General features: G+C 54.6%; 25 protein-coding genes. 12 read left to right on the forward strand and 13 right to left on the reverse strand.

What is annotated here, in order from left to right; genetic code table 11:
* Positions 1–181: 181 nt before the first annotated feature.
* The 8 genes from zapE (at position 182) to AAEY27_RS02570 (ending at position 7335) form a co-directional block, all read left to right on the forward strand.
* Positions 182–1309 (forward strand): cell division protein ZapE, encoded by a 1128-nt coding sequence (gene zapE / locus AAEY27_RS02535; protein WP_342323360.1) that lies wholly within the window; start codon positions 182–184, stop codon positions 1307–1309.
* 239 nt (positions 1310–1548) lie between these two features.
* Positions 1549–1977, forward strand: coding sequence for a 50S ribosomal protein L13 (gene rplM, locus AAEY27_RS02540; RefSeq protein ID WP_342323361.1), 429 nt, complete (start codon positions 1549–1551; stop codon positions 1975–1977).
* Between the two features lie 15 nt (positions 1978–1992).
* On the forward strand, positions 1993–2385 hold the full coding sequence (rpsI, locus tag AAEY27_RS02545; protein ID WP_000829818.1) for a 30S ribosomal protein S9: 393 nt from the start codon (positions 1993–1995) through the stop codon (positions 2383–2385).
* A gap of 311 nt (positions 2386–2696) precedes the next feature.
* On the forward strand, positions 2697–3335 hold the full coding sequence (gene sspA / locus AAEY27_RS02550; RefSeq protein WP_007369885.1) for a stringent starvation protein SspA: 639 nt from the start codon (positions 2697–2699) through the stop codon (positions 3333–3335).
* A gap of 4 nt (positions 3336–3339) precedes the next feature.
* Positions 3340–3843 carry a ClpXP protease specificity-enhancing factor gene (gene sspB / locus AAEY27_RS02555; RefSeq protein WP_342323362.1) on the forward strand — a complete coding sequence of 168 codons (504 nt, stop codon included), beginning with the start codon at positions 3340–3342 and terminating at the stop codon, positions 3841–3843.
* A 98-nt stretch (positions 3844–3941) separates the two neighbouring features.
* The gene (gene nanR / locus AAEY27_RS02560; protein WP_342323363.1) at positions 3942–4724 is read left to right on the forward strand and encodes a transcriptional regulator NanR; all 783 of its coding nucleotides are present in this window, start codon (positions 3942–3944) and stop codon (positions 4722–4724) included.
* Between the two features lie 135 nt (positions 4725–4859).
* Positions 4860–5765 carry an N-acetylneuraminate lyase gene (gene nanA / locus AAEY27_RS02565; protein WP_342323364.1) on the forward strand — a complete coding sequence of 302 codons (906 nt, stop codon included), beginning with the start codon at positions 4860–4862 and terminating at the stop codon, positions 5763–5765.
* A gap of 79 nt (positions 5766–5844) precedes the next feature.
* On the forward strand, positions 5845–7335 hold the full coding sequence (locus AAEY27_RS02570) for an MFS transporter (RefSeq protein ID WP_342323365.1): 1491 nt from the start codon (positions 5845–5847) through the stop codon (positions 7333–7335).
* A gap of 49 nt (positions 7336–7384) precedes the next feature.
* Here AAEY27_RS02570 and AAEY27_RS02575 read toward each other — a convergent pair whose 3' ends face one another.
* Both AAEY27_RS02575 and gltB read right to left on the reverse strand, forming a co-directional pair.
* Positions 7385–8803, reverse strand: coding sequence for a glutamate synthase small subunit (locus AAEY27_RS02575; protein ID WP_342323366.1), 1419 nt, complete (start codon positions 8801–8803; stop codon positions 7385–7387).
* A 9-nt stretch (positions 8804–8812) separates the two neighbouring features.
* A complete protein-coding gene (gene gltB, locus AAEY27_RS02580; RefSeq protein WP_342323367.1) occupies positions 8813–13273 on the reverse strand; it encodes a glutamate synthase large subunit in 4461 nt (1486 codons plus the stop codon).
* Positions 13274–13943: 670 nt separating this feature from the next.
* Here gltB and AAEY27_RS02585 point away from each other — a divergent pair.
* The 4 genes from AAEY27_RS02585 (at position 13944) to mtgA (ending at position 18923) form a co-directional block, all read left to right on the forward strand.
* Entirely contained in the window at positions 13944–14870 is a 927-nt protein-coding gene (locus AAEY27_RS02585; protein ID WP_342323368.1) for a TIGR01212 family radical SAM protein, read from the forward strand.
* A 101-nt stretch (positions 14871–14971) separates the two neighbouring features.
* Positions 14972–17311: an aerobic respiration two-component sensor histidine kinase ArcB gene (gene arcB / locus AAEY27_RS02590; protein ID WP_342323369.1), complete on the forward strand. Its 2340-nt coding sequence runs from the start codon at positions 14972–14974 to the stop codon at positions 17309–17311.
* A 230-nt stretch (positions 17312–17541) separates the two neighbouring features.
* On the forward strand, positions 17542–18195 hold the full coding sequence (elbB, locus tag AAEY27_RS02595; RefSeq protein ID WP_342323370.1) for an isoprenoid biosynthesis glyoxalase ElbB: 654 nt from the start codon (positions 17542–17544) through the stop codon (positions 18193–18195).
* Positions 18192–18923, forward strand: coding sequence for a monofunctional biosynthetic peptidoglycan transglycosylase (mtgA, locus tag AAEY27_RS02600; RefSeq protein ID WP_342323371.1), 732 nt, complete (start codon positions 18192–18194; stop codon positions 18921–18923). The genes elbB and mtgA overlap by 4 nt, the downstream gene beginning before the upstream one ends.
* Here the strand turns inward: mtgA and npr are convergent, their stop codons facing one another.
* The 11 genes from npr to AAEY27_RS02655 all read right to left on the reverse strand — a co-directional run bounded on the left by npr (position 18924) and on the right by AAEY27_RS02655 (position 26845).
* Positions 18924–19196: a PTS phosphocarrier protein NPr gene (npr, locus tag AAEY27_RS02605; protein WP_342323372.1), complete on the reverse strand. Its 273-nt coding sequence runs from the start codon at positions 19194–19196 to the stop codon at positions 18924–18926.
* Positions 19193–20047, reverse strand: a complete 855-nt coding sequence (rapZ, locus tag AAEY27_RS02610) for an RNase adapter RapZ (protein ID WP_342323373.1) — start codon at positions 20045–20047, stop codon at positions 19193–19195. The genes npr and rapZ overlap by 4 nt, the downstream gene beginning before the upstream one ends.
* Positions 20048–20092: 45 nt before the next feature.
* Complete coding sequence (gene ptsN / locus AAEY27_RS02615) at positions 20093–20584, reverse strand: PTS IIA-like nitrogen regulatory protein PtsN (RefSeq protein WP_342323374.1); 492 nt, start codon at positions 20582–20584, stop codon at positions 20093–20095.
* A gap of 80 nt (positions 20585–20664) precedes the next feature.
* Entirely contained in the window at positions 20665–20952 is a 288-nt protein-coding gene (gene hpf, locus AAEY27_RS02620) for a ribosome hibernation promoting factor (RefSeq protein ID WP_342323375.1), read from the reverse strand.
* Positions 20953–20974: 22 nt separating this feature from the next.
* Positions 20975–22408: an RNA polymerase factor sigma-54 gene (rpoN, locus tag AAEY27_RS02625; protein WP_342323376.1), complete on the reverse strand. Its 1434-nt coding sequence runs from the start codon at positions 22406–22408 to the stop codon at positions 20975–20977.
* 48 nt (positions 22409–22456) lie between these two features.
* Positions 22457–23182 (reverse strand): LPS export ABC transporter ATP-binding protein, encoded by a 726-nt coding sequence (gene lptB / locus AAEY27_RS02630; protein ID WP_342323377.1) that lies wholly within the window; start codon positions 23180–23182, stop codon positions 22457–22459.
* Positions 23183–23188: 6 nt separating this feature from the next.
* Positions 23189–23749 carry a lipopolysaccharide ABC transporter substrate-binding protein LptA gene (gene lptA, locus AAEY27_RS02635; protein ID WP_342323378.1) on the reverse strand — a complete coding sequence of 187 codons (561 nt, stop codon included), beginning with the start codon at positions 23747–23749 and terminating at the stop codon, positions 23189–23191.
* Positions 23718–24293: an LPS export ABC transporter periplasmic protein LptC gene (gene lptC, locus AAEY27_RS02640; RefSeq protein WP_342323379.1), complete on the reverse strand. Its 576-nt coding sequence runs from the start codon at positions 24291–24293 to the stop codon at positions 23718–23720. The genes lptA and lptC overlap by 32 nt, the downstream gene beginning before the upstream one ends.
* The gene (kdsC, locus tag AAEY27_RS02645) at positions 24290–24856 is read right to left on the reverse strand and encodes a 3-deoxy-manno-octulosonate-8-phosphatase KdsC (protein WP_342323380.1); all 567 of its coding nucleotides are present in this window, start codon (positions 24854–24856) and stop codon (positions 24290–24292) included. Before kdsC ends, lptC begins: the two co-directional genes overlap by 4 nt.
* 14 nt (positions 24857–24870) lie before the next feature.
* A complete protein-coding gene (gene kdsD, locus AAEY27_RS02650) occupies positions 24871–25857 on the reverse strand; it encodes an arabinose-5-phosphate isomerase KdsD (RefSeq protein ID WP_342323381.1) in 987 nt (328 codons plus the stop codon).
* Between the two features lie 13 nt (positions 25858–25870).
* Positions 25871–26845, reverse strand: coding sequence for a calcium/sodium antiporter (locus AAEY27_RS02655; RefSeq protein ID WP_342323382.1), 975 nt, complete (start codon positions 26843–26845; stop codon positions 25871–25873).
* Between the last annotated feature and the right edge of the window lie 83 nt (positions 26846–26928).

Below are 26928 nucleotides of genomic sequence, written 5' to 3' on the forward strand. Positions count from 1 at the left end.
CCCGTTGTTTTCTGTTTCCGTAGGGTGTGGGCGGCAAGCTCCTGCCTGCGCCTGTTAATGCCACTATAACCGCTAATTGTGCAGAAGTGGAATCCTGACGCAGCATCGCGTAGTGTAGAACGGCCTTTTTTTCGTTAACCCTGTGGGGGCGGAATGATTTTCAAGGAACAACAATAACATCATGCAAAGCCTTTCCCCGACATCGCGATATCGCAATGCCCTGAACGAGGGTAGCCATCAGCCGGATGATGTGCAAAAAGAAGCCGTCAACCGACTGGATTCGATTTACCAACAACTTATTGCCGAACGTGAAACCGCCGCGCCGCAGAGCGGTGGTTTGATGGCGAAGTTCAGCAAGTTACTGGGTAAACGCGAAACGCAGGAGCGTGCGCCCGTACGCGGCCTTTATATGTGGGGCGGCGTGGGACGTGGTAAAACCTGGCTGATGGACATGTTCTATCAAAGCCTGCCCGGCGAGCGTAAACAGCGCCTGCACTTTCACCGCTTTATGCTGCGCGTGCATGAAGAATTGACCACGCTGCAAGGGCAAAGCGACCCGCTGGAGATCGTGGCCGACCGTTTTAAAGCCGAAACCGATGTACTGTGTTTTGATGAATTTTTCGTTTCGGATATTACCGATGCGATGTTGCTCGGCGGTCTAATGAAAGCGCTGTTCGCGCGCGGTATCACGCTGGTTGCGACGTCGAACATTCCGCCGGATGAGCTTTATCGTAACGGGCTGCAACGCGCGCGTTTTCTGCCCGCTATCGACGCGATTAAGCAGTTTTGCGACATCATGAATGTCGACGCGGGGATTGATTACCGTTTGCGCACGTTGACGCAGGCGCATTTGTGGTTAACGCCACTTAATGCTGATACCGCCCAGCAGATGGATAAACTGTGGCTGGCACTGGCCGGTACCGCGCGGCAAAACGCGCCGGAACTGGAAATCAACCACCGTGCGCTACCGACATTGGGTGTTGAAAACCAAACGCTGGCGGTGTCGTTTGCCACATTATGTGTTGATGCACGCAGCCAGCATGATTACATCGCGCTTTCACGGCTGTTCCATACCGTAATGCTGTTTGATGTCCCGGTGCTGACGCCGCTAATGGAGAGCGAAGCCCGGCGGTTTATCGCGCTGGTGGATGAGTTTTACGAGCGCCACGTGAAGCTGGTGATCAGCGCGGCGGCAGCGTTGCATGAGATCTATCAAGGTGAACGGTTGAAGTTTGAGTTTCAGCGCTGCTTGTCTCGTTTACAGGAGATGCAAAGCGAGGAGTACCTGAAGTGCGTGCACATGCCGTGATGCAGTTAACAGGCCGCACAATTCCTTATTCAAATCACTAAAAGGGGTCGATCTTTGACCCCAACTTCTCTATAATCCTGCGACCCCACGTTACGGGAAAGTTTTTTTCCCAAAACTTTCTATGCGCCGGCATTGGCTATTCGAAGGGGTAGGTTTGCCGGACTTTGTCGTGTGAACCTCAACTGACTAAACGTTTGGGTGTTCACCAACGTGAAACTAATTATTTGGGTAAGCTTTTAATGAAAACTTTTACAGCTAAACCAGAAACCGTAAAACGCGACTGGTATGTTGTTGACGCGACCGGTAAAACTCTGGGCCGTCTGGCTTCCGAACTGGCTCGTCGCCTGCGCGGTAAGCACAAAGCGGAATACACTCCGCACGTTGATACCGGTGATTACATCATCGTTCTGAATGCAGAAAAAGTTGCTGTAACCGGCAACAAGCGTGAAGACAAAGTGTATTACCACCACACCGGCCACATCGGTGGTATCAAACAAGCGACCTTTGAAGAGATGATTGCCCGCCGTCCTGAGCGTGTGATTGAAATCGCGGTTAAAGGCATGCTGCCAAAAGGCCCGCTGGGTCGTGCTATGTACCGTAAACTGAAAGTTTACGCGGGTAACGAGCACAACCACGCGGCACAGCAACCGCAAGTTCTTGACATCTAACCGGGATTATAGGCAATGGCTGAAAATCAATACTACGGCACTGGTCGCCGCAAAAGTTCCGCCGCTCGTGTGTTTATCAAACCGGGCAACGGTAAAATCGTAATCAATCAGCGTTCGCTGGAACAGTACTTCGGTCGTGAAACTGCCCGCATGGTAGTTCGTCAGCCGCTGGAACTGGTCGACATGGTTGAGAAATTGGACCTGTACATCACTGTTAAAGGTGGTGGTATCTCCGGTCAGGCTGGTGCGATCCGTCACGGTATCACCCGCGCTCTGATGGAGTACGATGAGTCTCTGCGTTCCGAACTGCGTAAAGCTGGCTTCGTCACTCGTGACGCGCGTCAGGTTGAACGTAAAAAAGTCGGTCTGCGCAAAGCACGTCGTCGTCCGCAGTTCTCCAAACGTTAATTGTTTTCTGCTTCGGCAGAGCGATTGGCGAAAAACCCGGTGCAAGCCGGGTTTTTTTATGGATAAAAATCGTGTTATCCACAGCAATCAATCGATTATCTCTTCTTTTTCAGCATTTCCGGAATCCCCTCACCACAAAGCCTGCAAAATCTGGTAAACTATCATCCAATTTTCTGCCCAAATGGCTGGGATTGCTCATTTTTTGTTTGCTTTTTAAACGAGAATGACAGTACGCGCGGGTAGGTAACTAAACATCTGACCGGTCGAGTTTGTCCGGTAGCAGTAAAATCTGAATACACCTGGAGGTTTTCATGGCTGTCGCTGCCAACAAACGTTCGGTAATGACGCTGTTTTCTGGTCCTGTGGACATCTATAGCCATCAGGTCCGAATCGTGCTGGCCGAAAAAGGTGTCAGCTTCGAAATTGAGCACGTGGAAAAGGATAATCCTCCTCAGGATCTGATTGACCTCAACCCGAATCAAAGCGTACCGACACTTGTAGATCGTGAACTCACCCTGTGGGAATCGCGCATCATTATGGAATATCTGGATGAGCGTTTCCCGCATCCGCCGTTAATGCCGGTTTACCCGGTGGCGCGCGGCGAGAGCCGTCTGTACATGCACCGCATTGAGAAAGACTGGTATTCGCTGATGAATATCATCCAGAACAACAGCGGCGCGCAGGCTGACGCAGCGCGTAAGCAACTGCGTGAAGAACTGTTGGCGATTGGCCCATTGTTCACCCAGAAGCCATACTTCCTGAATGACGAGTTCAGCCTGGTTGATTGCTACCTTGCACCGCTGCTGTGGCGTCTGCCGGTATTGGGCATCGAACTGAGTGGCGCAGGTGCCAAAGAGCTGAAAGGGTATATGACGCGCGTCTTCGAACGCGATTCTTTCCTTGCCTCTCTGACAGAAGCCGAGCGCGAAATGCGCCTTGGCCGGGGTTAATTGAATGGATTTGTCGCAACTGTCTCCACGCCGCCCGTACTTGTTACGGGCATTTTACGAATGGCTGCTGGATAACCAGCTCACGCCGCATCTGGTTGTTGATGTGACGTTGCCGGGCGTACGCGTGCCGATGGAATATGCGCGTGACGGGCAAATCGTGTTGAACATCGCACCGCGTGCGGTTGGCAATCTGGAACTGGCCAATGACGAAGTGCGTTTTAACGCGCGTTTCGGCGGTGTGCCGCGCCAGGTCGCTGTACCGATGGCCGCTGTCCTGGCGGTTTATGCCCGTGAAAACGGTGCAGGTACCATGTTCGAACCGGAAGCCGCGTACGATGAAGAGGTCGTCAGTCAGAACGATGATGGCGATACTTCCGTGCAGGAAAGCGAGACGGTAATGTCGGTTATCGACGGTGATAAACCCGACCACGCAGAGGATCAAGATAACGATCCTGATGACGATCCGCCGCCGCGCGGTGGGCGTCCGTCGCTGCGAGTAGTGAAGTAATAGGATTAAGCAGGGCCAGTAGGCCCTGCTTTGTCATTTGAACACCCCGGCGACACTCTGCCGGATGACTTTACTTGCAACCAGCCAACCCAACATTTATGAGCGCATTTGATCCTCACGCTGAGCAACAACCGGAAACCATAGGTCGCGCACTGCGTCGCCGTCCTCTGGCGCGTAAAAAGCTGTCGGATATGGTGGAAGAAGAGTTGGAACAGATGATCCGCCGCCGCGAGTTCGCCGAAGGTGAACAGCTGCCGTCGGAGCGCGAATTGATGTCCTTTTTCAATGTGGGACGCCCCTCGGTGCGTGAAGCGCTGGCGGCGCTGAAACGCAAAGGGCTGGTACAAATCAATAACGGTGAGCGCGCCCGCGTTTCCCGTCCCTCCGCCGATACCATCATCAACGGGCTTTCCGGCATGGCGAAAGACTTTCTTTCCCGTCCCGGCGGCATCGCCCATTTTGAGCAGCTGCGCCTGTTTTTTGAATCCAGCCTCGTACGTCATGCAGCGGAGCACGCCACCGACGCGCAAGTTGAACGGCTGGCAACCGCGCTTGAGTTGAACAGCCAGTCGCTGGATGACAACGCGTCGTTTATCCGCTCTGATGTCGAGTTCCACCGTGTGTTGGCGGAAATTCCCGGCAACCCTATCTTTTTGACCATCCATGTCGCATTGCTCGACTGGCTGATTGCGGCTCGCCCGACGGTGCCGGAGCAGGAACTGCACGAGCATAACAATGTGAGCTATCAGCAACATATCGCCATTGTCGACGCCATTCGCCGTCGCGATCCAGATGCCGCCGAACGTGCGTTGAATACGCATCTCAACAGCGTTTTCGCTACCTGGCACGCTTTCGAGCAAAGCAAGAAAAAGCGCAAGTAACCTTCGCGATCCGCCCGATCGTTTAGTGAAGCCGATCCCATTCTGATCTTTCTCTTACCCATTCACATCGTCCCATTGTGGTATAACAGGTATAAAGGTATATAGTTAATTCAGTGCTCAAAACAGGAGATCGGTATGTCGACGAATTTACGCGGGGTGATGGCGGCGCTACTGACGCCCTTTGATGCCAAACAGAATCTGGATGTTGAAAGCCTGCGCCAACTGGTGCGCTTTAACATCAACCAGGGGCTCGATGGGCTGTATGTGGGCGGCTCAACTGGCGAAGCCTTTGTGCAAAGCCGCGCGGAGCGTGAACAGGTGCTGGAAATTGTGGCAGAAGAAGCGCGTGGCAAAATCACGTTAATCGCCCATGTTGGCGCTGTCAGCACCATGGAAAGTCAGCAATTGGCGCAGGCTGCCAGCCGTTATGGTTACGACGCTATTTCCGCCGTAACGCCATTTTATTACCCCTTTAGTTTTGATGAGCACTGCGCGCATTACCGCGCCGTTACCGATGCCGCCGATGGTCTGCCGATGGTGGTGTACAACATTCCGGCGCTGAGTGGCGTGAAGCTGACGCTTGAGCAGGTCGACACACTGGTGACATTACCGGGCGTCGGCGCGCTTAAACAAACCTCCGGCGATCTCTATCAAATGGAGCAAATCCGCCGCGCGCATCCGGATCTGGTGCTGTACAACGGCTATGACGAGATCTTCGCCGCCGGGTTACTGGCAGGTGCAAACGGCGGTATCGGTAGCACTTACAACATCATGGGTTGGCGTTATCTCGGCATCGCCAAAGCCTTGCAGGAAGGGGATGTGAAAACGGCGCAGGCGCTACAAAGCGAATGTAATCGCGTCATCGACTTACTGGTGAACGTGGGCGTTTTCCGCGGATTGAAAACCGTTTTGCATTATATGGACGTGCTTTCCGTGCCGCTGTGCCGTAAACCCTTCGCGCCCGTGGACGAGCAATATCTCCCGGCGCTGAAAGCACTGGCGGAAAAATTACAGCAAGAAAAAGAACAACGCTGCCCATAAAACAGGCGCCGGTTTTTCGGCCTTGCCTGACTGTACCCGACAAAAAGCGAATGGGCGCCGCCCGTCGCGGGAGACTCTTATGAGTACAACGCTGCAAAACGTCCCGTGGTACCGCCATCTTAATCGTGCGCAGTGGCGCGCTTTCTTCGCCGCCTGGTTGGGGTATCTGCTTGATGGCTTTGATTTTGTTTTGATCGCGCTGGTATTAACGGAAATCCAGAGCGAGTTTGGTTTAACCACCGTGCAGGCCGCCACTCTGATTTCCGCCGCGTTTATCTCGCGCTGGTTCGGTGGCCTGATGCTCGGCGCCATGGGCGATCGCTACGGCCGCCGCCTTTCCATGGTCACCAGTATTGTGCTGTTCTCGATGGGAACGCTGGCGTGCGGTTTCGCGCCGGGCTATACCACCATGTTTATCGCCCGTCTGGTGATCGGCATGGGGATGGCCGGGGAATATGGCTCCAGCGCAACCTATGTCATTGAAAGCTGGCCAAAACAGCTACGCAACAAAGCGAGCGGCTTTTTAATTTCCGGCTTCTCCGTTGGCGCAGTGGCGGCGGCTCAGGTTTACAGCCTTGTTGTGCCAACCTGGGGCTGGCGAGCGCTGTTTTTTATCGGCATCTTGCCGATTGTCTTCGCGCTGTGGTTGCGCAAAAACATCCCGGAAGCGGAAGACTGGCAACAAAGGCAGGCCGATAAAGCACCGGTGCGCACGATGGTCGATATTCTTTATCGCGGGCCGTATCGCATTCTGAACATTCTGCTGACTGCTGCTGCCGCGGTTGCGCTGTGGTTCTGCTTTGCCGGGCAACTGAATAACGCGGGCATCGTGACGCTGCTCGGCCTGCTGTGCGCCGGGATCTTTATCAGTTTTATGGTGCAAAGCAGCGGCAAACGTTGGCCGACCGGCGTGATGCTGATGGTGGTGGTGCTGTTTGCCTTCCTCTATTCGTGGCCGATTCAAGCATTATTGCCAACCTGGTTGAAGACCGAGCTGGCATACGATCCGGCGACGGTGGCGAAAGTGCTGTTCTTTAGCGGTTTCGGGGCGGCGGTGGGTTGCTGCGTCGGCGGTTTTCTCGGCGATTGGGTTGGCACCCGCAAAGCCTATGTCTACAGCCTGCTCGCGTCGCAACTGTTGATCATTCCGGTGTTTGCCATTGGTGGATCCAGCGTTTGGGTGCTGGGGATCCTGCTCTTTTTTCAGCAAATGATGGGGCAGGGGATCTCCGGTTTACTCCCAAAATTGATCGGCGGTTACTTCGATACCGATCAGCGTGCGGCGGGACTGGGTTTTACCTATAACGTCGGCGCGCTCGGCGGAGCGTTAGCGCCGATCCTCGGTGCGCTGATTGCGCAGCGTCTGGATCTGGGCAGCGCGCTGGGATCGCTCTCTTTCGGCCTGACCTTTGTCGTTATCTTGCTGATCGGCCTGGATATGCCGTCGCGGGTGCAACGCTGGCTGCGCCCGGAAGCCTTGCGAACGCATGACACGGTTGATGGCAAGCCCTTTAGCGGCGCGGTGGGCGCGGTTTCCGGTAAAAGCGGTTTGCTGAAAACCCGGCAATGAACCAATAAAAAAGGAGGCCGAAGCCTCCTTTTTGGTCGCTACAGGGATATTACGCTTCGAGGTAATTCATGATGCCATCCGCCGCTTTGCGGCCTTCGGCAATTGCGGTAACCACCAAATCGGAGCCACGGACGATATCGCCACCGGCAAAGATTTTTGGATTGCTGGTCTGGAACGCGTTTTCGCTGCCTTCCGGGGCGATAACGCGGCCCTGCGAATCCAGCTCAACGCTGTGCTTCGCCAGCCACTCCATGCTGTGCGGACGGAAACCAAACGCCATCACCACCGCATCAGCCGGAACCACATGTTCAGAACCGGCGACGATTTCCGCGCGACGGCGGCCTTTATCATCCGGCGCACCCATTTCGGTGCGCGCCATCTTCACGCCGCACACTTTACCGTTGGCATTCACTTCTACGCCCAGCGGCTGCACATTGAACTGAAACTCCACACCCTCTTCACGCGCGTTTTTCACTTCGCGTCTGGAGCCTGGCATGTTCTCTTCATCACGACGATAAGCACAGACAACGTGCGTCGCGCCCTGGCGTACTGAAGTCCGCACGCAGTCCATCGCGGTATCGCCACCGCCAAGCACCACCACGCGTTTACCTTCCATGCTGATATAAGGTTCGGACGGCGTTTCGCCGTAACCCATAATCTGCTTGGTATTGGCGATGAGGAACGGCAGCGCGTCGAACACGCCCTGCGCATCTTCATTCTCCAGGCCGCCACGCATCGACTGATAGGTCCCGACGCCGAGGAACACGGCATCGTAATCTTTCAGCAGATCCTCAACCTGAATATCACGGCCCACTTCGGTATTGAGTTTGAATTCAATACCCATGTCGGTGAAGATTTCACGGCGGCGGGTCATCACCTCTTTCTCCAGCTTGAAGGCCGGAATACCAAAGGTCAGCAGGCCGCCAATCTCCGGGTGACGATCGAAAACGACCGCTTTCACGCCGTTACGGGTCAGCACGTCGGCACACGCCAGGCCAGCCGGCCCAGCACCGATGATCGCCACGCGTTTGTCGGTCTGCACCACGCCCGTCAAATCCGGGCGCCAGCCCATCTCAAACGCTTTATCGTTGATATAGCGCTCAATATTACCGATGGTCACCGCGCCGAACTCGTCGTTTAAGGTACAGGAACCTTCACACAGACGGTCTTGCGGGCAGACGCGCCCGCACACTTCCGGCAGGGTGTTGGTTTGATGCGACAGCTCCGCCGCTTCAAAAATACGCCCTTCGTTGGCCAGCTTCAGCCAGTTCGGAATGTAGTTATGTACCGGACATTTCCACTCGCAGTAAGGGTTGCCGCAAGAGATGCAACGGTCGGCCTGCGCTTTGGCCTGCCCTTCAGAGAAGGGCTCATAGATTTCAACAAATTCAATTTTACGCAACTTCAGCGGTTTCTTGGCCGGATCAACGCGCTGTAAGTCGATAAACTGGTAAACATTTTGACTCATCTGAATTCCTTACTGCGCCTGCACACGCAACTCTGCGGCGCTACGACTACGGTGACCCAACAGCGCTTTCACATCGCTGGACTTCGGCTTAACCAGAGCGAACTTCGAGGAGAACGCCGGCCAGTTCGCCAGCATCTCTTCGCCGCGATGAGAACCGGTATGCTGCACATGCTCGGTGATCAAACCACGCAGATGCTCTTCATGGATGGCGAGGTCATCGACGCTCAGCACTTCCACCAGCTCCGGGTTCACGCGTTTACGGAACTCGCCGTCTTCATCCAGCACGTAAGCAAAGCCACCGGTCATCCCCGCGCCAAAGTTGACGCCGGTTTTACCCAGCACGCAGACAATGCCGCCGGTCATGTATTCACAGCCGTTATCGCCGATGCCTTCCACCACGGTGATGGCTCCGGAGTTACGCACGGCGAAACGTTCGCCAGCGCGGCCTGCGGCATACAGACGACCGCCGGTTGCGCCATACAGACAGGTGTTACCGATAATGCTCGCTTCGTGGCTGCGGAAAGCCGAACCGACCGGCGGGCGAACGGCCAACAGACCGCCAGCCATGCCTTTACCGACATAGTCGTTGGCATCGCCGGTCAGATACAGCTCGACACCGCCGGCGTTCCACACGCCGAAGCTCTGGCCTGCGGTGCCGCTGAAGTGGGCTTTAATCGGATCCGCTGCCAGACCCTGGTCGCCGTTAGATTGGGCGATATAGCCAGACAGCAGCGCCCCCACGGAACGGTCAGTGTTGCGGATATCGAACCAAAACGTTTTACTCTGTTTCGCATCAACAAACGGTTTCGCCTGTTGCAGCAACTGCGCGTTCAGCACGCCGTTATCAAACGGAGGGTTGTTTTCTGTGCAGTACAGTGCCTTACCGGCATGCGGTTCCGCGGTTTCCAGCAGTTTTGCCAGATCCAGTTTTTGCTGCTTGGCGGTGAAGCCTTCCAGCTCGGTGAGCAGGTCGGTGCGGCCAATCAGATCCACCAGGCGTTTCACGCCCAGCTGTGCCATCAGCTCGCGGGTTTCACGGGCGATAAATTCAAAGTAGTTGGTCACTTTGAACGGCAGGCCGTGATAGTGGTTCTTACGCAGTTTTTCATCTTGCGTTGCCACGCCGGTCGCGCAGTTATTCAGGTGACAAATTCGCAGGTATTTACAACCCAGCGCCACCATCGGGCCGGTGCCGAAGCCAAAGCTTTCCGCACCCAGAATCGCGGCTTTGATGATGTCCTGGCCGGTTTTCAGGCCGCCATCCACCTGCAAACGGATTTTGTGACGCAAGCCGTTCGCGACCAGCGCCTGCTGGGTTTCCACCAGGCCCAGTTCCCACGGGCAACCGGCATATTTCACCGAGGAGAGCGGGCTGGCGCCAGTACCGCCGTCGTAACCGGCGATGGTGATCAAGTCGGCATAGGCTTTCGCCACACCGGTCGCAATAGTGCCGACGCCGGGTTCGGAAACCAATTTCACGGAGATCATCGCTTTCGGGTTGACCTGTTTCAGGTCGAAAATCAGCTGCGCCAGATCCTCAATAGAGTAAATATCGTGGTGCGGCGGCGGGGAAATCAGCGTGACACCCGGCACGGAATAACGCAGTTTGGCGATGTACGGCGTGACTTTATCACCCGGTAACTGACCGCCTTCACCCGGCTTCGCGCCCTGCGCGACTTTAATCTGGATAACATCCGCATTCACCAGGTACGCCGGAGTGACGCCGAAGCGACCGGAAGCAACCTGTTTAATGCGCGAGACTTTGTTAGTGCCATAACGTGCCGGATCTTCGCCGCCTTCGCCGGAGTTAGAGAAACCGCCGAGGCTGTTCATCGCTTCTGCCAGCGCTTCGTGCGCTTCCGGGCTAAGTGCGCCGATGGACATGGCTGCGGTATCGAAGCGTTTGAACAGCTCCGCTGCCGGTTCCACATCTTTCAGGCTCACGGCATCGCCGTTCGGCGTGATAGCCAGCAGATCGCGCAGCGTTGCCGCCGGGCGCTCGTTCACCAGCTTCGCGTATTGCTGATAATCGCTGTACTCGCCGCTCTGCACCGCTTGTTGCAGCGTGCGCACAACGTCCGGGTTGTAAGCGTGATATTCGCCGCCGTGGACATATTTCAGCAGGCCGCCTTGCTCCAGCGGTTTACGTGCCAGCCACGCGCGTTTCGACAGGTTCAGCAAATCTTGCTGGAAGTCGGAGAAGCCCGCGCCGCCGATACGGCTAATCACGCCCTGGAAGCACAGTTCGGCGACATCATCATGCAGGCCGACCGCTTCAAACAATTTCGAGCAACGGTAAGAGGCGACAGTCGAGATGCCCATTTTGGACATGATCTTGTACAGCCCTTTGTTGATGCCGTTACGGTAGTTCAGCATCACCGCGCGGTAATTTTTCTCGATGGCTTTGCTGTCTACCAATTTCGCCAGCGTTTCATACGCCAGGTACGGGTAGATAGCCGTCGCGCCGAAGCCCAGCAGCACGGCGAAGTGGTGCGGGTCACGCGCGCTTGCTGTTTCAACAATAATGTTGGCGTCGCAGCGCAGGCTCTTATCGACCAGACGGGTTTGAATGGCACCCACCGCCATCGGCGCCGGAACCGGCAGACGATTTTTCGCGATATTACGATCCGACAGCACCAGCAGAACCGTGCCATCACGCACCATCTGTTCTGCTTTGTCGCACAGCGCTTTGACGGTCTCTTCCAGCGTGGTTTGCGTCACGTCGATCGTGATATCCAGCGTGTCGGCGCGGTAGTGCTCTTCTTTAATTGTCGTCAGTTGTTTGAAATCGGAATACAGCAGGATCGGCGATTTGAAACTCAAGCGGTGCGCCTGGCCTTCCGCTTCGCAGAAGACGTTCATTTCACGCCCGATGCTGGTAGCCAGCGACATAACGTGCGCTTCACGCAGCGGATCGATTGGCGGGTTGGTCACCTGCGCAAACTGCTGGCGGAAGTAGTCATAAATAATGCGTGGCTGGCTGGAGAGTACGGCGAACGGCGTGTCATCGCCCATCGACCCGACGGCTTCCTGGCCGTTTTCGCCCAACACGCGGATAACGGAATCCAGCTCTTCAAAGCTGTAGTTAAACTGTTTCTGGTAGCTCGCCAACAGGTCGTCATCCATTTCGCGGATGCCGACTTCTTCGTCCGGTAGATCTTCAAACGGCACCAGGCGGCGGACGTTTTTCTCCATCCACTCTTTATACGGGTGGCGGCTTTTCAGATCGTCATCGGTTTCCGCAGAGTGCAGAATGCGCCCTTCGCGTGTGTCGATCACCATCAGTTCGCCTGGGCCAACGCGGCCTTTTTCCATCACTTCATCCGGCTGATAATCCCAGATACCCACTTCGGAAGCGCAGGTGATCAGCTTGTCTTTCGTGATGACGTAGCGCGCCGGGCGCAAACCGTTACGGTCGAGGTTACAGGCGGCGAAACGACCATCGGACATGACGATGCCCGCCGGGCCGTCCCACGGCTCCATATGCATGGAGTTAAAGTCGAAGAAGCTGCGCAGATCGGGATCCATCTGCGGGTTTTGCTGCCAGGCTGGCGGCACCAGTAAACGCATGGCGCGCACAATATCCATCCCGCCTGCCAACAGCAGTTCCAGCATGTTATCGAGCGAGCTGGAATCAGAACCGGTTTCGTTGACGAACGGCGCGGCATCTTGCAGATCCGGGATCAGCGGGGTTTTGAATTTATAGGTACGCGCGCGCGCCCACTGGCGGTTACCGGTAATGGTGTTGATTTCACCGTTGTGCGCCAGATAGCGGAACGGCTGCGCCAGCGGCCAGCGCGGCACGGTATTGGTGGAGAAGCGCTGGTGGAACAGGCAAATGGCCGATTCCAGACGCAGATCCGCAAGATCCAGGTAGAAGCGCGGCAGATCAGCCGGCATACACAGACCTTTATAGATGTTCACCAGGTTAGAGAGGCTACAAACGTAGAACTCTTTATCTTCTTGCAAACGCTTTTCAATGCGGCGACGGGCGATAAACAGACGGCGCTCCATATCGCGCGGACGCCAGCCAGCCGGGGCGTTAACAAAAATTTGCTCAATACGAGGCAGAGAGGAGAGGGCGATTTCACCGAGCACCCCTTCGTTGGTTGGCACGTCGCGCCAGCCGACAAGAGAGAGGGTTTCTTGCTGAAGCTCTTCTTCAACAACACGGCGCGCCGCGCTGGCTTTTTCCGGATCCTGGTTCAGGAACAGCATGCCGACGGCGTAATTTTTGGCTAAACGCCAGCCGCGCTCTTCGGCAACAATACGGAAAAAGCGGTCAGGTTTTTGCAACAGCAGGCCACAACCGTCACCGGTTTTACCATCGGCGAGGATCGCGCCGCGGTGCTGCATTCGGGCCAGTGCGTGAATAGCGGTACGCACTACCTTGTGGCTAGGTTCGCCTTCTATGTGGGCGATCAGGCCGAAACCACAGTTATCTCTCTCAAGAGATTTATCGTACAACATATCAGTGAACCTCCCCAGGCTCTACGTGAGCCCTCCCGATCGTTACGCACAGGCGCAAAAAGAGCATGGCGACGGGGCAAATTGCCTCGCATGTCGCCCTCTTTAATTTCCTTTTCGCTTCGATACACAAGTGTTGAGGACTTGCTTAAGAGGGAATCTCAATTACTGCATAAATATGATGAGCAGACCGCTCATCCAGAAAGCTTCCAGCGGATTTCCAACTTATCGGGAATCTGTACACAGGTCAAATGCCGAGCTTATTTATCCAAAAATGTGCTAAATGTTAACTATCTAACTGATTTTAAAAGGTGTTTAATGATTTTTACATTCAAGGCCGACGGTGGGAAGCGGCAACGGAGTGTGATCTGACTCACTATCCAAAAGCGCTGTTTCCGATGTTCTATTCTAAGTGGGGTTTTAATGGCAGATGTTTATTCTGCTTTAGGCGATGGAGCCGCTTAAAGTCACTGTTTTTCACTCATGTCACTATTTCTGCAAATTAACGCCGGAACATAAGCAAAAGTAATCGACCCGGCGATGAATGAAATTGCGATTATAATGACTGATTATGCAATGGATGAAAGCCTTCCCGGGCGATTGATCCAGGTCATCGCCGATGAAAGCTAAAAGTGGCAGGCTACGCCCTCTCATTCGGGCGGCTTATCAGATTATGCAGTTACAAAAATTAGTCAATATGTTTGGTGGGGATCTTGCCCGCCGCTATGGCGAAAAAGTCCATAAATTGACATTGCATGGCGGCTTCAGTTGCCCAAACCGTGATGGCACGATTGGCCGTGGCGGTTGTACGTTTTGCAATGTCGCTTCCTTTGCCGACGAAACGCAACAGCACCAATCCATTGCCGCGCAGCTTGCCCATCAGGCGCAACTTGTGAATCGCGCCCGGCGTTACCTCGCGTATTTTCAGGCTTATACCAGTACCTGGGCGGAAGTGCAGGTGCTGCGTTCCATGTATCAGCAGGCAGTAAGCCAGGCCAATATCGTTGGATTATGTGTCGGTACTCGCCCGGATTGCGTGCCGGAAGCGGTGCTGGATTTACTGTGTGAATACCATCAACAAGGCTATGAAGTCTGGCTGGAGCTGGGCTTACAAACGGCGCACGATAAAACACTGCATCGCATTAATCGTGGGCACGATTTCGCCTGTTATCAAAAAACAACGCAACTGGCGCGTGAACGCGGTTTGAAAGTCTGTACGCACCTGATTGTCGGCTTGCCCGGAGAGCGCCAGTGGGATTGCCTGGAGACGATCGATCGCGTTGTCGAAACGGGCGTCGACGGCATCAAGCTGCATCCGCTGCATATTGTTAAAGGCAGCATCATGGCGAAGGCGTGGGAAGCGGGTCGCCTGAACGGTATTGGTCTTGAGGAATATACCGTTACCGCCGGGGAGATGATCCGCCATACGCCGCCGGAGGTGATTTATCACCGCGTTTCCGCCAGCGCTCGCCGCCCAACGCTGCTGGCGCCGCTGTGGTGTGAAAACCGCTGGACCGGCATGGTAGAACTGGATCGCTACTTAACTGAGCAGGGCGGGCAAGGTTCTGCGCTCGGTCGCTGCTGGCAATTACCTGCCTGATTGCGCCCATAAAGACATATTGTCGCCGCATTTTTCGCACAAGCTTCAACCCCTTGCTCAGAATTGAGTATTATTGAGCGGAATTGTCCGAGGAAATCTCTATGAAGCAAATCCGTTTACTGGCGCAATATTACGTCGATTTGATGATGAAGCTGGGGCTGGTGCGTTTTTCCATGCTGCTGGCGTTGGCCCTGGTGGTTCTGGCTATCGTTGTGCAGATGGCGGTCACCATGGTGTTGCAGGGGCAGGTTGAGAGCATCGATGTTATCCGCTCCATCTTTTTTGGTCTGTTGATTACGCCGTGGGCGGTCTACTTTTTATCGGTGGTGGTCGAGCAGCTTGAGGAGTCACGTCAGCGCTTATCGCGACTGGTTGAAAAGCTTGAAGAGATGCGCGACCGCGATCTGAAGCTCAATGTGCAGTTGAAAGACAACATCACGCAGCTCAACCAGGAAATCAGCGATCGTGAGAAGGCCGAAGCGGAGCGCCAGGCGACCTTTGAAAGGCTGAAAATAGAGATGCAGGAGCGTGAGCAGACGCAGATCCAGCTCGAACAACAATCCTCTTTCCTGCGATCATTCCTTGATGCTTCCCCGGATTTGGTTTTCTACCGTAACGAAGATAAAGAGTTCTCTGGCTGTAACCGGGCGATGGAGCTGCTGACCGGAAAGAGCGAGAAGCAACTGATTAACCTGAAACCGCAGGATGTGTATGCCCCGGAGGCGGCGCGCAAGGTTATCGAAACCGACGAAAAAGTCTTTCGCCATAACGTGTCGTTGACCTATGAACAGTGGCTCGATTACCCGGACGGGCGCAAAGCTTGCTTCGAAATCCGCAAAGTTCCCTATTATGACCGCGTGGGTAAACGTCACGGGTTAATGGGTTTTGGCCGCGATATTACCGAGCGTAAGCGCTATCAGGATGCGCTGGAGCGCGCCAGCCGGGATAAGACCACGTTTATCTCTACGATCAGCCACGAGCTGCGCACGCCGCTGAATGGCATCGTCGGGTTAAGCCGTATCTTGCTCGACACCGAACTGACGCAAGAGCAAGAGAAGTACCTGAAAACAATCCATGTTTCCGCCGTGACGCTGGGGAATATTTTCAACGATATTATCGACATGGATAAGATGGAGCGGCACAAAGTGCAGCTCGATAACCAGCCGCTCGACTTCACCAGTTTCCTGGCCGATTTGGAAAACCTCTCCGGCTTACAAGCGCACCAGAAAGGGCTGCGTTTTGAACTGGAACCGACATTGCCGCTACCGCACCAGGTGGTCACCGACGGTACGCGGTTGCGGCAAATTCTTTGGAACCTTATCAGCAACGCCGTCAAATTTACCCGCGAAGGTGGGCAGGTGACAGTTCGCGTTCGCTTCGATGAGGGCGACATGCTCCATTTTGAAGTGCAGGACTCTGGCATCGGCATTCCGCGCGACGAGCAGGACAAAATCTTCGCCATGTATTACCAGGTGAAAGATCGCCACGGCGGTAAACCGGCGACGGGCACCGGCATTGGCCTTGCGGTTTCACGTCGGTTGGCGAAAAGCATGGGCGGCGATATCACCGTCAGCAGCCAGCCAGGCAACGGTTCTCTTTTCACCTTGACCGTGCACGCGCCAGCGGTGGCCGAAGAAGTGGATGACGCGTTTAAAGAAGATGACATGCCGCTACCGGCGCTGCATGTGCTGCTGGTGGAAGATATCGAACTCAACGTGATTGTTGCCCGCTCGGTGCTGGAAAAACTCGGCAGCAGCGTGGATGTCGCAATGACCGGCACGGCCGCGCTGGAGATGTTTACCCCAGGTGAATACGACCTGGTGTTGCTGGATATTCAGTTGCCGGACATGACCGGGCTGGATATTTCGCGGGCGCTGACCAGCCGTTATCCGCGCGAAGATCTGCCGCCGCTGGTGGCGCTGACCGCTAACGTCCTGAAGGACAAACAGGAATACCTCGATGCGGGCATGGATGATGTCTTAAGCAAACCGCTGGCAGTCCCGGCATTAACTGCCATGATTAAAAAGTTTTGGGATGCCGGTGACGACGAGGAGGAACAAGTGGCAACCACGGATAACAGTAAGGCGCAAACGCTGCTGGACACCGCGATGCTGGAGCAATATCTCGAGCTGGTCGGGCCGAAGCTAATCACCGACGGGTTGGCGGTGTTTGAGAAAATGATGCCGGGCTACCTGAGTGTGCTGGAGTCGAACCTCACGGCGCGCGATCAAAAAGGGATCGTCGACGAGGGGCATAAGATCAAAGGTGCCGCCGGTTCAGTCGGTTTACGCCATATTCAGCAACTGGGCCAGCAGATCCAGTCGCCCGATCTTCCCGCCTGGTGGGATAACGTTGGCGAATGGTTCGAAGAGATGAAGCAGGAGTGGCGTAACGATGTTGCGGTATTGAAAGCCTGGGTAGACGATGCTGCAAAAAAATGACCCCGGATTAACCGGGGTGCGCGAATACTGCGCCAACACCAGGGAAACCGTGGCTGCGCCGTAATTTTTGGTTTTCTTTGCAATGGCGCAGTCTGAAAAAATTCGACCACACGCACATAAGATAGCAAATCTTAAATGATTTGTTACATCAATCAGTGAAATGTGTGAAGCAAGGCTCCCTTATCAAAATTTTTAATTATCGTCAGTAAGTTGCATAAAGGATTTAAAGCATGAAAAAAATCGGCGTTGTTCTCAGTGGCGCAGGGGTTTATGACGGTTCGGAGATCCACGAAGCAGTGATTACGCTGCTGGCGATCGCCCGTCACGGTGCGCAAGCCGTCTGTTTCGCGCCGGATAAATGGCAAAGCGATGTGGTGAATCACCTGACGGGTGAAACCATGACCGAAAGCCGTAATGTGCTGATTGAAGCGGCGCGTATTACCCGTGGGAATATCCAAACGCTGGCTCAGGCATCAGCAAACGATCTGGATGCGTTGATTGTGCCCGGTGGTTTTGGCGCGGCGAAAAACCTGAGTAATTTCGCCAGCCTCGGCAGTGATTGTGTGGTCAATGGCGAATTGAAAACGCTGGCGCTGGAGATGCACCAGGCCGGTAAACCGCTGGGTTTCATGTGCATCGCGCCCGCGATGTTGCCGAAAATCTTCGACTTTCCGCTGCGTTTAACGATTGGTACGGATATCGATACCGTCGAAGTGCTGGAAGAAATGGGCGCAGAACATGTGCCTTGTCCGGTGGGCGATATTGTTATTGATGAAGAGAACAAAGTGGTGACTACCCCGGCCTATATGCTGGCCGAGGACATTGCTCAGGCGGCAACGGGGATCGAAAAGCTGGTGGCTCGCGTGTTGGCGTTGACTGAATGAATAAGGGATTTCGCGGTTCGCTGAAAGCCACGCTTAAACGTCTTGCTCTGCGGGTTTTACTGGTTCTGGCCATCTTCTGGGGCGGGGGGATTGTGCTGTTCAGTTTTCTGCCGGTGCCGTTTTCAGCGGTGATGGTGGAGCGGCAAATCAGCGCCTGGCTGACCGGTAATTTCGGCTATGTGGCGCATTCTGATTGGGTCAGTATGGATGAGATCTCCCCGTGGATGGCGCTGGCGGTGGTTGCTGCGGAGGACCAACGTTTTCCTGATCACTGGGGATTGGATATTGCGGCGATTCAGAAGGCGCTTTCCCATAATGAACGCCATGAAAATCGTATTCGCGGCGCATCGACGTTATCTCAGCAAACCATTAAAAACCTGCTGTTGTGGGACGGTAAAAGCTGGGTGCGTAAGGGGTTGGAAGCGGGATTAACGCTCGGGATGGAAGCGGTGTGGACGAAAAGGCGCATCCTGACGGTTTACCTGAATATCGCCGAGTTTGGCGAAGGGGTATTTGGTGTGGAAGAGGCGTCGCAGCGCTATTTTCACAAACCGGCAAGCCGTCTGACCATGGCGGAAGCGGCGCTGTTGGCTGCGGTGTTACCCAACCCGATACGTTTCCAGGCTGCCGCGCCGTCCGGCTATGTGCGCACCCGGCAGGCGTGGATCCTGCGCCAGATGCGCCAGTTAGGCGGAGAAGAATTTTTGCAGCGTAACAAGCTGCATTAATCAGTCTTCGTCAAACCCGGCGACAAACAGTGCAATAACGGCGGCTAGCGCTTCGTTCTCCTGCGGGCCGCTGGCTTCCACTTCAATCTGCCGTCCTTTCGCGGAATCCAGCATCAGTAGCGCAATCACACTGCTGGCTTCCGCTTCAGTGCCTTCGTCGTTACGCAGCAGTACTTCCGCATCAAAGCCTTGCACCAGTTCAAACAGTTTCATCGCCGGGCGCGCGTGCATCCCCAGTTTATTGGTGATCTCAACGGTTTGTTTTACGGTCATGTTTTGCGTTTTTCCAGCGTGCGGTGACGGGACTGAACGTTCTTGCCACGCGAGCGGAAATAATCCGCCAGTTGTTCGGCGACGTAGACGGAACGGTGTTTACCACCGGTGCAACCGATAGCCACAGTCAAATAGCTGCGGTTGTTGGTTTCCAGCATTGGCAGCCACAGTTCGAGGTAGCTACGCGTCTGATAGATAAAGTTGTGCACTTCGGTGTGCCGATCGAGGAACGCCGCGACGGGTTTGTCGAGGCCGGTCATCGGGCGCAATTTCGGATCCCAGTGTGGGTTTGGCAGGAAACGAACGTCAAAGACATAATCGGCATCAATCGGAATACCGTGCTTGAAGCCAAAGGACTCAAAGACCATGGTCAGTTCGCGCTCGCGTTTGCCGAGCAAGCGCGTACGCAGCATTTCAGCCAGCTCATGCACTGACATTTCCGAGGTATCGACAATCAGGTCCGCGCGGGAACGCAGCGGCTCCAGCAAATTACTCTCTTCATCGATGGCGCTTTCCAGAGACAGATTTTTGCTGGAGAGCGGGTGCAGGCGTCGCGTATCGCTATAACGGCGGATCAACGTGTTACGGTCAGCATCAAGAAACAACAGTTGCGGAGAGAAGGCCTCCGGCAGATTGCTCATTGCCTGCTCAAAGATTTCCGGTGATTCCGGCATGTTACGCACGTCGATACTGACGGCGGCGGAAATCTGACGGTCGGCGAGCGTTTGCGCCAACTCAGGCAACAGCACCACCGGCAGGTTATCGACACAGTAGAAACCCATGTCTTCCAGTGCACGTAGCGCCACGGATTTCCCTGAACCCGAACGACCACTGACGATCATCAGGACCATGGGCCATTTCTCCTCAGAACGACTGATAAAAAGCGTGTTACCCCGTTACGCATCATCACTCTCGCCTTCCGTCTGCGTGATTATCTGATACAGCTCTTCATCAGTTTGCGCGCTGCGCAGGCGCCGACAGATGGTTTTATCCGCCAGTCGCTTGGCGACCAGCGAAAGCGTATGTAGATGCGTTTTGGTTTGATCGGCTGGTACTAACAACGCAAACAGCAGATCGACGGGTTGATTATCGATAGCGTCGAAAGCAATGGGCGTTTCGAGTTGCACAAAAACGCCAACGGCGCGCAGCGTGTCTTCCTCGAGCTTACCGTGTGGAATGGCGATACCGTTACCAATGCCGGTACTGCCCATTTTTTCACGCGTAAGGATCGCCTCGAAGACGACCTGCGGCGGCAGACCCAACTGTTTTGCCGCCAGTTCACTGATGATTTCCAGAGCACGTTTTTTACTCTGGCAGTGAACGCCGCTACGGGTACATTCCTGGTTAAGGACATTGCTCAGTTGAAGAGCGGAATCGTTATTCATCATAATTTCACCTAAGCGGCGTCGAAGCCAGCACCCAGCCGGGTTGCGGCGGGGTGCAACGCGCCAGACGGACGCCCGGACAATTAGTGTTGTTTCAGTTTATCTTTATGTTTGTTTAACTGCCGCGAAAGTTTATCAATTAAACCATCGATAGCAGCATACATGTCCTGCCCTTCCGCACTGGCATGCAATTCACCTCCGTTGACATGCAAGGTGGCATCCGAGATGTGAGTCACTTTCTCCACTTTCAACACAATATAGACCTGATTGATCCTTTCGAAATACTGCTCGAGCTTGGCGAATTTACTGTTCACAAATTCGCGCAGAGCATCGGTGATCTCGACGTTTTGTCCTGTGATGTTAAGCTGCATAGTGTCTTCCTTATCGGTTGGGTCAAACCAACTGTTTGCGCTGATTTGACGGCGGAATGGATAAAGATTCTCGATACTTCGCGACGGTGCGCCGCGCCACCATAATTCCCTGATCGGAAAGTATGGTCGTCAGCTTACTGTCGCTCAGTGGTTTTGCAGGGTTTTCTGCGGCGATCAATTTCTTCACCAGTGCGCGAATAGCCGTGGACGAAGCTTCGCCGCCGCCTTCGGTATTCACATGGCTGGAGAAGAAATACTTCAATTCAAAAATGCCGCGAGGGCTGTGCAGGTACTTCTGCGTCGTCACACGGGAAATGGTGGATTCGTGCATCTCGACGGCTTGGGCGATATCTGCCAGCACCATCGGCTTCATAAATTCTTCACCCTGCTCAAAGAACGCTTGTTGCTGCTCGACAATGCAGCGACTGACGCGTAACAGGGTGTCATTGCGGCTTTCCAGGCTTTTGATCAACCACTTCGCTTCCTGCAAGTTACTGCGAATGAACTGCGTGTCGGCGTCATTACGCGCGCCACTGCCCATTGCGGCATATTGCTGGTTGATTTGCAGACGCGGGATACTGTCGGAGTTTAACTCCACGGTCCAGCGCCCGTTATGCTTGCGCACCAGCACATCAGGAATGACATATTCCGGTTCGCCAGTTTGGATCGACTGACCAGGGCGCGGATCCAGAGATTGGATCAGATTGACCGCTTCTTTCAACACATCTTCTTTCAGGCGCGTGACGCGCATTAACGTGCGGAAATCGTGATTGGCGAGCAGATCCAGATGATCGCAGATGATAAGCCGGGCTTCTTCACACCACGGCGTGTCTTTCGCGAACTGGGAAAGTTGCACTAACAGGCAGTCGCGCAGATCCCGCGCCGCCACGCCGACCGGGTCGAAGCGTTGGATGCGCTTGAGCACCGCTTCCACTTCATCAAGACCGACGTCTTCGTTGCCCATACTTTCCAGCACCTCTTCCAGCGACACGGTGAGATAACCGGTATCGTCAACGGCATCAACAATGGAGGTCGCGATAGCGCGGTCAGTATCGGAAAACGGCGTCAGTTGCACCTGCCACATCAGATAATCTTGCAGAGATTGCGTGGTTTCGCCTTGGTAAATCGGCAGCTCGTCATCAATATAATCACTGCTGCTGCCGGAAGGGGTGCCTGCGGTGTAAATCTCATCCCAGCTGGCGTCCAGCGGCAGCTCGTCGGGCATCTCTTTCTGTTCGAGTGCGTCGACGGTGTCCAGGCCTTCGTTTTCCTGGGTTTGTTGGTTATCCACTTCTTCATGAAGGTCGGTTTGTTCCAGCAGCGGATTACTCTCCAGCGCTTGCTGAAGTTCCTGCTGAAGTTCCAACGTGGACAACTGCAACAGACGGATGGCCTGTTGCAGTTGTGGCGTCATGGCTAGCTGTTGGCTAAGCCTTAGTTGCAAACCTTGCTTCATATTCAGAGCAGCACTCTCCGACAAAAAACGTCAATAAACCCTACCCTATCAGAGTCTGAAGTCTTCCCCAAGATATACGCGCTTAACGTGTTCGTCTTCAAGGATTTGCTGCGGTGTGCCGTGCGCGATCAAATGCCCCTGACTGACGATATAAGCACGTTCACACACTGCCAGCGTTTCGCGAACATTGTGGTCAGTAATCAACACGCCCAGGCCGCTGTCGCGCAGGTGTTCAATGATACGTTTAATATCGATAACCGAAATTGGGTCAACGCCCGCAAATGGCTCATCGAGTAAAATAAATTTCGGGTTCGCCGCCAGCGCGCGAGCAATTTCCACACGTCGACGTTCGCCACCGGAAAGCGATTGGCCCATGCTGTCGCGCAGATGCTCGATATGGAACTCTTCCATCAGCTCATTGGCGCGATCTTCACGCTGTTCGGCGGTTAAATCATCACGAATTTGCAGCACCGCCATCAGGTTGTCGTAGACGCTCAGGCGGCGGAAAATCGACGCTTCCTGCGGCAAATAGCCGATGCCGCGACGCGCGCGCGCATGCAATGGCAGCAGGCTGATATCTTCATCATCAATGATGATGTTGCCCGCATCCCGCGACACAATCCCCACAACCATATAGAAAGTGGTGGTTTTACCTGCACCGTTAGGGCCAAGCAGCCCGACAATTTCGCCTGAGTTAACGCTCAGACTAACATCCTCAACCACGCGACGGCCTTTGTAAGCCTTGGCGAGATTTTTTGCAGTTAATGTTGCCATAACGAATTAGTTACTCTTTTTTTGCGCCGGAGCGGTGGCGGAGTTATTGCTCTTGTCCTGCAACTGCGACGGTACCAGTACCGTGGTCACGCGTTTGCCTTTTTCGCTGAACGCTTGCATTTTCTGCTCTTTCACCAGATAGGTGATTTTGTCGCCAGCAATGTTGCTGTCCAACTGCTCAAGGTAGGCGTTACCGGTCAGCACGACGAAATCTTTTTCCAGCTCGTAATGCATCTGCGAAGAGTGGCCTTTCACCGGTTTGCCGTTGTCCTGCATCTGGTAGAACGTTGCGGGATTGCCGTAACCGTCGATGATCTCTTTGCCTTGCTCGCCGCCAGGGCGCGTGACGACGACTTTATCGGCGTTGATTTTGATCGTCCCTTGCGTCACCACGACATTACCGGTGAAGGTGACAATGTTGCCTTGCATATCCAGCGACTGCTGATCGGAGTCGATATGGATAGGCTGGTCGGTATCCCCGGTCACGGCGAGTGCCGGAAGCGCGACGGCCAAAAGCGTACTGGCCAGGATAAGATTAAGGCTGCGTTTGTTTGTTTTGAATTTCATAGGAGCTTCTAACCTTTTCAATCAGCTCGGCGTTTTTGCTGCGTAAATTGCCGCGCATTTTCAGGCCGGTGGAATTAAATGTAGTTCCGTATAACGTGACCTGATCGTTGGAGGTAACATCCTGCGTTACCAGGTTAATCTGGGCGTTATCCGTGGTGATTTTTCGAAGTTGTGCATCTGCGGTCAGCGCGTTGACTTCAACATGTCCATAAAGATAAAGCATTCTGTCTTCGGTCAGCTTTGCCTTATCCGATTTGATAGACCAGGTCGGCACTTTGTCCTGATCGAACGTTGTTAATACCGGCTGGGCGAACCAGCTAATGCCCTCAGCGGAAAAATACTCGACGTTTTGCGCGATCAAGCGATAGTTCAGCGCGCCTTCTGGGCTGTAGACCACGGTATCCGTGTGTTTGCTCTTGTACGTCGGATCCGCGCTATTGGTGGCGGCTTGTTCCGGCTCATCCTGAGCGGTGAGGTTAATACCAATCAGTACCAGTGCGGCCAGTGCCAGCAAAATAATGACCCAACGTCTGGTTTTACTCATATTGATTGCCCTTTGGCCTCATCCAACTTGCCCTGCGCCAGCAGCAGTAAATCGCAAACTTCACGCACTGCGCCACGACCACCGTTGATACGCGTGACGTAATCCGCGCGTGGCAGCAGCAGCGGGTGCGCATCGGCCACAGCAACGCTTAAGCCAATTTCCGCCATCACCGGCCAGTCGATCAAATCGTCGCCGATGTAGGCCACTTGCTCGGGTGTCAGCGCCAGCTTGGTCAATAACTCCCGGTAAGCGAAAAGTTTATCCGACTGACCTTGATACAGATGCGCGATCCCCAGCGTCTCGCAGCGGTCTTCTACCAGTTTAGCTTTACGTCCGGTAATGATCGCAATATCAATGCCGGAAGTGAGCGCGCTGCGAATCCCGTAACCATCGCGAACGTTGAACGCTTTTAGCTCTTCGCCGTTGTTGCCCATATAGATGAGCCCATCGGATAAGACGCCATCGACATCCAGGATCAGCAGGCGAATTTTCTCCGCCTTTTCCATGACTTGCGTGCTTACCGGCCCATAACAGGTGGCAAGCGACGCGCCAGCATTACTCATTCTCATGTCCTTCTTTACACCACGCCAGCGCGCAGCAAATCATGCATATGTAACACACCCAGCAACTGGTCGCCATCGGCAACCATGACGGAGGTAATGTGTCGGGATTGCATTAAGTTCAGGGCATCGACCGCCAGGATATTCGGACGTACACGTATGCCGCCGGGCGTCATGACATCAGCAATCCCCAGACTGCGCACATCGCCACCCATATCAAACACGCGACGCAAGTCACCATCGGTGAAGACGCCTTCGATCTTCATCAGATCATCGCAGATAACCGTCATACCCAAATTTTTACGGGTGATCTCAAGCAACGCATCGCGCAGGCTGGCTTCTTTGCTGACATGAGGGATCTCATCGCCGGTATGCATAATGTCATTAACGCGCAACAGCAGTTTACGACCCAGTGCGCCGCCGGGGTGGGAGAGCGCAAAATCTTCGGCGGTGAAACCGCGCGCCTTCAGTAACGCCACGGCTAACGCATCACCCATGACCAGCGCGGCAGTGGTGCTTGACGTCGGCGCAAGACCCAGCGGGCAAGCTTCTTTCGGCACTTTTACGCACAGATGAATATCCGCCGCGCGCGCCATGCTGCTTTCCGGGCGGCTGGTAATGCAAATCAGGGAAACTTTCAGGCGTTTGAGCACCGGGATCAGCGCGAGGATCTCATTGGACTCGCCGGAGTTAGATAGCGCAATCACCACATCCTGGGGGCTGACCATCCCCAGATCGCCATGAGCGGCCTCGCCGGGATGCACGAAAAACGAGGGAGTGCCGGTGCTGGCGAAGGTCGCCGCCATTTTTCTGCCGATATGACCGGATTTGCCCATCCCCATTACGACGACTTTTCCGGCGCAGTAAAACATTTTTTCACATGCCTGGGTGAAGTCCTGATTGATGTATTGATCCAGCTGTGCGAGGCCTTCACGTTCAATCTCCAGGACATCTTTGCCTGCTTGTTGAAAGTCAAAACCCGGCTGCAAATCTATTTGCGACATAGTGCGTATCCGATTATCCAGTCAAAAGCGGCGACAGCCAGTAGAGCATCGCCAGCCATAAGATAAACCCGCCGAACAACAGCGCGCCAACGCCTTTGCTGATTTGCTTACGCCGCCAGCAGATAAGGGCGAAAAGGGCGCTGACCAGCAACATCACCCCATAATCACGCGTGAACGCCATCGGGTTGAAACTGCCTGGCGCTATCAATGCGGGCAAGCCCAGCACGATAGCGATGTTAAATATGTTGGAGCCAATGATATTGCCAATGGCGATATCGTCTTCACCTTTGCGGGCACCCGCAATGGCCGTTGCCAGCTCAGGAAGCCCAGTGCCGATAGCGATAACCGTCAGGCCGATGGTGAGTTCGCTGATGGCGAAGTAGTTTGCGACGACGGTGGCGTTGTCCACCACCATGCGCGTTGCCATCGGCATAATAATTAATGCGACGCCCAGCCACAGGCAGGCAACCGACAAACTGCCATCGCGCGGCAGTTCGGCTAACTGCTCACGTGTGAGGCTGTCGTTGCCCTGGCGTTCAGCCAGGCGGGCAATTTTAACAATGAACACCAGCCATAGCACGGCTAATAACAGTAAAAAGATGCCGTCAATGGGCGTGAGCTGACCATCATATAGCACAGCCCCCGCCAACAGGCTGGCTACTAAGGTTAGCGGCAATTCGCGACGCAGAATATCGGAATGGACAGTAAAAGGGTGCAACAGGGCGGCAACGCCGAGGATTAATAGGATATTGGTGATGTTTGAACCGATGGCGGTGCCGATAGCCAGATCCAACTGGCCATGCATCGCCGCAGCGACGGAAGTAATGATTTCTGGCAGCGACGTGCCGATGCTGACCACGGTCATGCCGATAATCAACGGCGGGACGCCTAATGCGCGGCAGAGAATCGACGCGGCAAACACCAGACGATCGGCACTGTAGACCACCAGAAGTAAACCAATTATCAATAGCGCCGTCGCTAAGAGCATCTAAAGTCCTTTCTTAAGGTATAATTTTGCCGGTCCGCAGGCTGCCATGCCGGGTAACACCGGGATTTCCGCGTAGCGTAATG

It is taken from the genome of Kosakonia sp. BYX6 (assembly GCF_038449125.1).
Lineage (GTDB): Bacteria > Pseudomonadota > Gammaproteobacteria > Enterobacterales > Enterobacteriaceae > Kosakonia > Kosakonia calanthes.